This is a genomic window from Roseicyclus sp. (assembly GCF_965662675.1).
Lineage (GTDB): Bacteria > Pseudomonadota > Alphaproteobacteria > Rhodobacterales > Rhodobacteraceae > Roseicyclus.
Genome location: NZ_CBFIIK010000126.1, coordinates 1 through 7212, shown reverse-complemented (window position 1 = coordinate 7212; position 7212 = coordinate 1). Strand labels below are relative to the sequence as shown.

10 protein-coding genes, 1 tRNA gene and 1 pseudogene are annotated in these 7212 nt (G+C 62.9%); 8 read left to right on the top strand and 4 right to left on the bottom strand.

Annotation, left to right across the window (positions count from 1 at the left end; genetic code table 11):
- On the top strand, window positions 1–606 hold a 606-nt coding region (locus tag ACTG4J_RS13920; protein WP_439140340.1), incomplete at its 5' end, for a response regulator transcription factor.
- An 84-nt stretch (window positions 607–690) separates the two neighbouring features.
- On the opposite strand, the gene ACTG4J_RS13915 is transcribed toward ACTG4J_RS13920, so the two are convergent.
- The 3 genes from ACTG4J_RS13915 to ACTG4J_RS13905 form a co-directional block, all read right to left on the bottom strand.
- Entirely contained in the window at window positions 691–1053 is a 363-nt protein-coding gene (locus ACTG4J_RS13915) for a hypothetical protein (protein WP_439140339.1), read from the bottom strand.
- A 204-nt stretch (window positions 1054–1257) separates the two neighbouring features.
- Window positions 1258–1845 carry a hypothetical protein gene (locus tag ACTG4J_RS13910; protein WP_439140338.1) on the bottom strand — a complete coding sequence of 196 codons (588 nt, stop codon included), beginning with the start codon at window positions 1843–1845 and terminating at the stop codon, window positions 1258–1260.
- A gap of 162 nt (window positions 1846–2007) precedes the next feature.
- A tRNA-Thr gene (locus tag ACTG4J_RS13905) sits at window positions 2008–2082 on the bottom strand.
- Window positions 2083–2166: 84 nt separating this feature from the next.
- Between ACTG4J_RS13905 and ACTG4J_RS13900 the strand changes: the two genes are divergently transcribed.
- The 3 genes from ACTG4J_RS13900 to ACTG4J_RS13890 are packed head-to-tail and all read left to right on the top strand — an operon-like array spanning window position 2167 to window position 4099.
- On the top strand, window positions 2167–2358 hold the full coding sequence (locus tag ACTG4J_RS13900) for a hypothetical protein (RefSeq protein WP_439140337.1): 192 nt from the start codon (window positions 2167–2169) through the stop codon (window positions 2356–2358).
- A gap of 12 nt (window positions 2359–2370) precedes the next feature.
- Entirely contained in the window at window positions 2371–3642 is a 1272-nt protein-coding gene (gene murA / locus ACTG4J_RS13895) for a UDP-N-acetylglucosamine 1-carboxyvinyltransferase (RefSeq protein ID WP_439140336.1), read from the top strand.
- On the top strand, window positions 3635–4099 hold the full coding sequence (locus tag ACTG4J_RS13890) for a DUF2948 family protein (protein WP_439140335.1): 465 nt from the start codon (window positions 3635–3637) through the stop codon (window positions 4097–4099). The genes murA and ACTG4J_RS13890 overlap by 8 nt, the downstream gene beginning before the upstream one ends.
- Before the next feature lie 10 nt (window positions 4100–4109).
- Here ACTG4J_RS13890 and ACTG4J_RS13885 read toward each other — a convergent pair whose 3' ends face one another.
- Complete coding sequence (locus ACTG4J_RS13885; RefSeq protein ID WP_439140334.1) at window positions 4110–4523, bottom strand: c-type cytochrome; 414 nt, start codon at window positions 4521–4523, stop codon at window positions 4110–4112.
- Window positions 4524–4702: 179 nt separating this feature from the next.
- Here ACTG4J_RS13885 and hisD point away from each other — a divergent pair, with 179 nt between their 5' ends.
- The 4 genes and pseudogenes from hisD to ACTG4J_RS13865 all read left to right on the top strand — a co-directional run.
- A complete protein-coding gene (hisD, locus tag ACTG4J_RS13880; RefSeq protein ID WP_439140333.1) occupies window positions 4703–6028 on the top strand; it encodes a histidinol dehydrogenase in 1326 nt (441 codons plus the stop codon).
- A gap of 2 nt (window positions 6029–6030) precedes the next feature.
- Window positions 6031–6507, top strand: coding sequence for a UPF0262 family protein (locus tag ACTG4J_RS13875; protein WP_439140341.1), 477 nt, complete (start codon window positions 6031–6033; stop codon window positions 6505–6507).
- A gap of 13 nt (window positions 6508–6520) precedes the next feature.
- Window positions 6521–6970 (top strand): low molecular weight phosphatase family protein, encoded by a 450-nt coding sequence (locus ACTG4J_RS13870; protein ID WP_439140332.1) that lies wholly within the window; start codon window positions 6521–6523, stop codon window positions 6968–6970.
- A gap of 144 nt (window positions 6971–7114) precedes the next feature.
- Window positions 7115–7212 (top strand): annotated as a pseudogene (locus ACTG4J_RS13865) (translation initiation factor IF-1); the annotation flags it as partial.

Here is a 7212-nt window from a genome sequence, read left to right as displayed (position 1 = left end):
CTCATTGCCGACGATCACGCATTATTGGCGCAGGCCGTGGCCCATGCACTGCGAGAGGAAGCAGGCTTCGAAGTCGCCGTGACGACCTCTCGGCAAGGTGCGGTGGATGAGCTTGAGAAATCATCCTATGATGTCGTGCTTCTGGACCTGCGAATGCCCGGCATGCACGGCTTGTCGAGCGTGGCCGAGGTGGTCAAGCGCGCGGGCGAAGGGCAGGTGGTCTTGTTCACCGGCCAACTTGATCGCCAGTTTCTCGACGATTCCATCAAGCTGGGGTTGAGTGGCTATATCCCCAAGACCATGCCGCTCAAGTCGCTGCAAAGCGTGCTGCAACTGATCCGTAGTGGTCAGACCTTCATCCCGCATGTGGATGGTCCCGCGGAACCCAACGCGCCGACCACGCCGGTCAAGCGTGAACCCGTGTCGGACCGCGAGGTGCATGTGCTGCGTCTCGCCGCCGATGGCGACACCAACAAGGAAATCGCGCGCGCACTGGCCGTGACCGAGACACAGGTCAAGATGATCATGCGCAACATCTGCACCAAGCTGGGCGCGCGCAACCGCGCACATGCCTGCATCATCGCACGCGAGCGTATGTTGATCTGACGGGCCTGACAGCTTGGCGGCGCATCTTTGCGCAAGACAAACCCCGCCACTGGCGGGGTTTTTCGTGAATGATGCTTGTCGCGATCAGTGGGTCGCGGGTGTCATCCAAACCTGGATGAACTGCACCAGTGCCGCAACCGGCCAAGGCGCATTCGCGGCTGCGTCGCCATCGGATACGGCAAGCGCTTGGGCTGTGGCCCATTCTTGCGGGAAACGATCGGCCAATTCCTGTGACACGACCTGCGCGATGGCATTGGTCGATTTTCCCCCGACGCCGCGCGTATGCAGAAGGTCGAACCAAGCCGCGTCGGGCGCCTCGAGGATGCGCTTGAGCGAGTAGTCGCGAAAGAATTCCGAACGGATCACGCTGGGGCGCAGAGCGCTGATCTGCGCCTCTGCGCGCAATGCGCTGCGCAGATCTTGGTCGAGAAATGAGTCGCTGTTCACGTTGGTCGCCCCCCGCTAGGGATGCAACCTGGCCGCCGCTGGTGGCGATGCCATGCGCACCCTGTCTTGAGGGGCGAGTTTAAAAACTCTCTTGGCTCGTCACAAAGTATCCTAAGACGCGGCGGCGGTGCTTCCGCAGGGGCATGTGCCGCTTGAGCGTCTGATTATACGACGGTGCATCAATCACCACCGTCGTGCGCCCGATCAGTTCAATCGCCCACGCCCACGGATAAAGCCGTTGTTGCTGACCGCTGCCCCGAGGGCGAGCGCCAATTCGGGCCGCGAGACCGGCAAACGGATCGACGCATCGGCAATGGCGCCACGTTCGCAGCTCATGTCATGCATCGTGAACCGCTCCGACCCGATGACCGTGACTTGCTGGGGCGCATGCTTTCGCTGGTTGCTGAGGACGTCCAAGGCGACATGCACATTCACGAACAGATCGATATCGACGATCAAGACGGTCGGGTCGCCCGACACCGCGGCTGCCGCGACCGCTTGCGCCGGTGTGCTGTAGGCAAAGACCCCGCGGGTATTTTGATCCAGCCATCCAAGATGCGTTTGGATGGACGAGCGTGGTTCGGCCACGATCAAGATCCGCCGATCGACGATGCTTGGCCCAAGAATATGCGCCGCCGCCTCGCGTGGGCGTTGCGCAGGGCCGCTGCCGAGCCTGATATCCATCCCATGCGCCAGGCGATCGACCAATGTCACGGCGTCCCCCGTATCGCTGGGCGCGGTTTTGCGGTCGGTAAAAAGATATTGCGTCAATCCAGTCAGTCTTAGGGGCATTGTTGCTCCGGATATGGGCTTCGATCCTAAGCAAAATGGCGAAACAAAAAGTTGATATCTATTTATCTTAAGTTGAAATAATGCGCATTCGCGCGGTCGATCTGCATGCATCTGGCGCCGCAAAATGCTGTGCGATCCATGATTTCCGTGACCTTGTGGGGATGGTGCCGCAGGGGAGGATTGAACTCCCGACCTCACCCTTACCAAGGGTGCGCTCTACCACTGAGCTACTGCGGCACGTCGGCGGTCACATAAAAGCATCTTCCACCCACTGCAAGCGCAATCTGGACGCCTTCGGCCCAGAGGGGTAAACCCCCACCCATGGCAGCGAAAGATACAGAAAATCGACAGGCCAAAACGCCGACCGATCCGCGCGCAGCACGGCTCAAGGCGGCACTCAAGGCCAATCTGGCCCGCCGCAAGGCACAAGCACGCGCCCGCGCCAACGAGGTGGGTGCGGATAATGACAACAAAACGCCGGATGCGACCGGCAAGAATGCGCAAGATCAGTAAAGGGGCAATGAAATGGACAGGATCGTAGTGACAGGCGGTGGCGCGCTTTCGGGGCAAATCCCCATCGCGGGCGCCAAGAATGCCTGCCTGACCTTGATGCCCGCCACACTGCTCAGCGACGAGCCGCTGACGCTGACCAATGCGCCGCGTCTAAGCGATATCCGCACCATGACCACGCTGTTGCAATCGCTCGGCGCCGAGGTGACGGCGCTCAATGGCGGGCGGGTGCTGGCGCTGTCATCGCACGGGCTGAACAACCACACCGCCGATTACGACATCGTGCGCAAGATGCGTGCCTCGATCCTTGTGCTGGGGCCGATGCTGGCGCGTGATGGGCGGGCGATCGTGTCCTTGCCCGGTGGCTGCGCCATCGGTGCGCGCCCCGTCGATCTGCATCTCAAGGCGCTGGAGGCGATGGGCGCCGATCTGGAACTACGCGACGGCTATGTTCACGCGCAGGCAAAGGGCGGGCTGAAGGGGGCCGTGTTCGCATTCCCGGTCGTTTCGGTCGGTGCCACGGAAAACGCGCTGATGGCCGCCACCTTGGCGCGCGGCACGACGGTGTTGCAAAACGCCGCCCGCGAACCCGAGATCGTTGATCTGGCCCATTGCCTGCGCCGCATGGGTGCGCAGATCGAAGGCGAGGGGACATCGACCATCACGATCCAAGGCGTCGACCGCTTGAGCGGTGCCACCCATCCCGTCGTCACCGATCGGATCGAGTTGGGCACCTATATGCTCGCCCCCGCCATCGCCGGCGGCGAGGTCGAGCTTTTGGGCGGCAAGATGGAACTGGTGGCGGCCTTTGCCGAGAAACTCGATGCCGCTGGCGTGTCGGTCGAAGAAACGCCCAACGGGCTCAAGGTCGCGCGCAAGAATGGCCGCGTCAGTGCCGTGGATGTGCGCACCGAACCCTTCCCCGGTTTCCCCACCGATCTTCAAGCGCAGATGATGGCACTTCTTTGTACCGCGACGGGCGTGTCGGTGTTGGAAGAAACGATTTTCGAGAACCGCTTCATGCATGCCCCGGAGCTGATGCGTATGGGGGCCAAGATCGATGTGCATGGCGGCACGGCCACTGTCACGGGGGTCGAGCGCCTCAAGGGTGCGCCGGTGATGGCGACCGACCTGCGTGCCTCGGTCAGCTTGATCTTGGCGGGGTTGGCGGCCGAGGGTGAAACGGTCGTCAACCGCGTCTATCACCTTGATCGCGGCTATGAGCGGGTCGAGGAAAAGCTGGGCAATGTCGGCGCCAAGATCGAACGGGTGCGCGAGCATGACTGAGGACGCGCGCTTCGAGGATGCGGCCCCGCGCCCCGTCGCTTTGCGCGCCTATGATGGTGATGACCTTGCGGTGATCGCGACGCTGACCCAAGACGCGGTCTTTCCGATCGCCGAAATGACATGGGACCGCCGCCGCCGCCGCTTTGCGCTTTTGCTCAACCGGTTCCGCTGGGAAGAGGCGGCGGCCAACCCGCCGGAACGCGTGCAATCGGTGTTGGTCATCGATGATGCGCTGCATGTCGCGACCCAGGGCCTGGATCGCAGCGCGGTCGATCTGGTGATGTCGGTGCTGACGCTTTCATGGGCGCCGGGCGAAGATGGCACGGGCAAGATCACCATCACGCTGGCAGGCGACGGGGCAATCGCCGTCGATGTCGAGGCGATGGACGTCACGCTGCGCGATGTCACACGGCCTTATCTGGCCCCCTCGGGCAAGGCGCCGCGCCACCCGGCGTGATCGCGAAGCGCTATTGCTGGATTGCCTCCAGATAGGTGGCCAAGGCCAGGACACGGCCGCGCACCGCGATCTCGGTGCCGACATCGCCCATCTCGGATGCAACGGCTGCCTCGAAACGATCGCCCCAGATCGGCATCGGCCCGCCATGTCCGCGCAGGCCCGAACGTCCATCGACCAGATGGATCACCTCCAGCATCGGGAAGACGCCGTTATTGCGCGCGCGGATCTGCGTCACATCGGGCACGGGGATCGACATGTATTCGGCCAGCGGTCCGTCGCCGTGCCCCGTCAGCCCATGACAGCTGGCGCAAGCACGGGTATATTCCTCGGCCCCTGCGACCGATTGCGCCCAGCCAGCACCGGCAAAGCCCATGATCGCAAAGATCGCCGCGCAGGCGTTCAAGCCCTTTCGTGATATTCCCATTGCACCGTCTCCCTTGGAAAATTGATGACTTGGGCCGTTGTCGACCCGGTCCTCATCCTATGCGCTAGGCTCCGGCGGGTTCTTGACGAAACGCATTGCAAGGGCACATGGCGCAATGGGCGCTTCACCCGCGCGGCGAGAGAGGGTAGAGGGGGCGCGCGTGCAAGAACGGAATGAAGATGCCAGTTTTTCTCAATAGCCGGGATGCGGGGTTCGCACAGCGCTTTGCCGCGCTCTTGGAGATGAAGCGCGAAGATGCGCCCGATGTCGATCAGACCGTGGCCGAAATCATCGCCGATGTGCGCGCGCGCGGCGATGCGGCCGTCATTGATCTGACCGAACGTTTCGATCGGCTGAGCCTCACGGCTGAGACCATGGCTTTCAGCGCCGCTGAGATCGCGCAGGCGATCGACAAGGTGCCCGCCCATGAGCGCGCGGCCCTCGAACTGGCCGCAGACCGCATCCGCGCCTATCATGATCGCCAGCGTCCTTCGGATGCGCAATGGACAGATGCGGCGGGCGCCACGCTTGGTTGGCGCTGGACGCCGGTCTCGGCGGCGGGGCTTTATGTGCCGGGGGGCTTGGCCTCATACCCGTCCAGCGTCTTGATGAACGCCATCCCGGCGCAGGTTGCGGGTGTGAAGCGGTTGGTGATGTGTGCGCCCACGCCAGATGGTCGTGCCAATCCGCTGGTGCTTTTGGCCGCCCATCTCGCGGGCGTCGAGACCATCTACCGGATCGGCGGCGCGCAGGCAGTGGCCGCCATGGCCTATGGCACCGCGACGATCACCCCCGTCGACAAGATCACCGGCCCCGGGAATGCCTATGTCGCCGCTGCCAAGCGCCGGGTCTTTGGCCGGGTTGGCATCGACATGATCGCGGGTCCATCCGAGATCCTTGTGGTGGCCGATGCTGATAACGACCCCGATTGGATCGCGCTCGACCTTTTGTCACAAGCCGAACACGACGAAAGCGCGCAATCGATCTTGATCACGACCGATGCCGCTTTCGGTCAGGCGGTCGCTGCGGCCGTGGACAAGCGGCTTGAAACGCTGGAGCGGCGCGCCATCGCGGGGGCAAGCTGGCGCGACTACGGCGCCATCGTCACCGTGCGCGATCTGGAGGAGGCGGCTGATCTGACCAACCGCATCGCCCCCGAGCATCTGGAACTTTGCGTCGCCGACCCCGAGGCCTTGAGCGAGCAGATCCACCATGCGGGCGCGATCTTTCTGGGCCGTTGGACGCCCGAGGCGATCGGCGATTACATCGGCGGGCCGAACCATGTGCTGCCCACCGCGCGCTCGGCGCGGTTTTCCAGCGGCCTGAGCGTGCTTGATTTCATGAAACGCACCACGCTGGCCCAAATGACACCCGCCGCATTGGCCGCGATCGGGCCGGCGGCGGAAACCTTGGCGACATCCGAAAGCCTGGAGGCTCATGGGCTGTCGGTGCGCGCGCGGCTTGCGCGGCTGAACCGTACCGCTGGCGAAGGCGAGGGGGAATGAACATGCATATTACTCATATCGAGATCGACATGTCGGGCATGCCTGCCCCCACGCCCGAGATCGAGCAAGAGCGCCGCGTCGCCATTTTCGATCTGCTGGAAGATAACTCCTTTCGGCTTCCTGCCCGCGACGACCGCCCCGAGGCCGCAGGCCCCTATCATGTCAACTTGGCGATCCGCGAAAAGCGGCTGGTATTCGATGTCGATACCGAAGATGCGCGCGACGCGGCCGAGTTTCACCTCTCGCTCTCGCCTTTCAGACAGGTGGTCAAGGATTACTGGCAGATTTGCGAAAGCTATTACGATGCGGTCAAGCGGCTGCCACCCAGTCAGATCGAAGCCATCGACATGGCGCGTCGCGGCATCCACAACGAAGGCGCGCGCATTTTGCAAGAGCGGCTGGAGGGCAAGGCCGAGGTCGATTACGACACCGCGCGCCGCCTGTTCACGCTGATCTGCGTTCTTCATTTCGGGGCCTGAGGCGGCGGTGAGCGTGAACTTCCCCTCTTCGCTGCTGTTTTGTTGCGATCACAACGCGACGCGCTCGCCCATGGCCGAAGGGATGATGAAGAAATTCTACGGCCATCGCGCCTATGTGCAGTCCGCGGGGGTGAAGAACGATCTCGAGATCGACGGCTTCGCCGTCACCGTCTGCGCCGAATTGGGGGTGGAGTTGCAACGCCACCGCGTGCGCAGCTTTGATGAAATGGCCCAATGGGGCGATGATCTGTCGGGCTTTGACCTGATCGTGGCGCTCTCGCCCGCAAGCCAGCGTCATGCGCTGGAGTTGACGCGCCATTTCCACCTCGATGTGGAATATTGGCCCATTCTCGACCCCACGGGCCTTGGCGAGACACGCGAGGCCAAACTCGGCGCCTATCGGCAGGCGCGCGATCAGATCGCCGGCCGCATCCTTGCGCGCTTTGGTCCACCGCAAGGCTGACCCTTGCCGCATGGGCTTGGGCTGCTGCCATACCCGCTTGGCAGCCCAATCCAGGGGCTTGCGCAGTTTGGCCTTGAAAAAAACCCGCAACCGGCGCATCTAGCCGCCACCTGCACCAGATGGTGCGTATAAAACGGAGTGACCATGGCCAAGGAAGAAATGCTCGAATTCCCCGGTGTCGTGAAGGAACTCCTGCCCAATGCGACGTTCCGGGTCGAGCTTGAAAACGGCCATGAGATCAT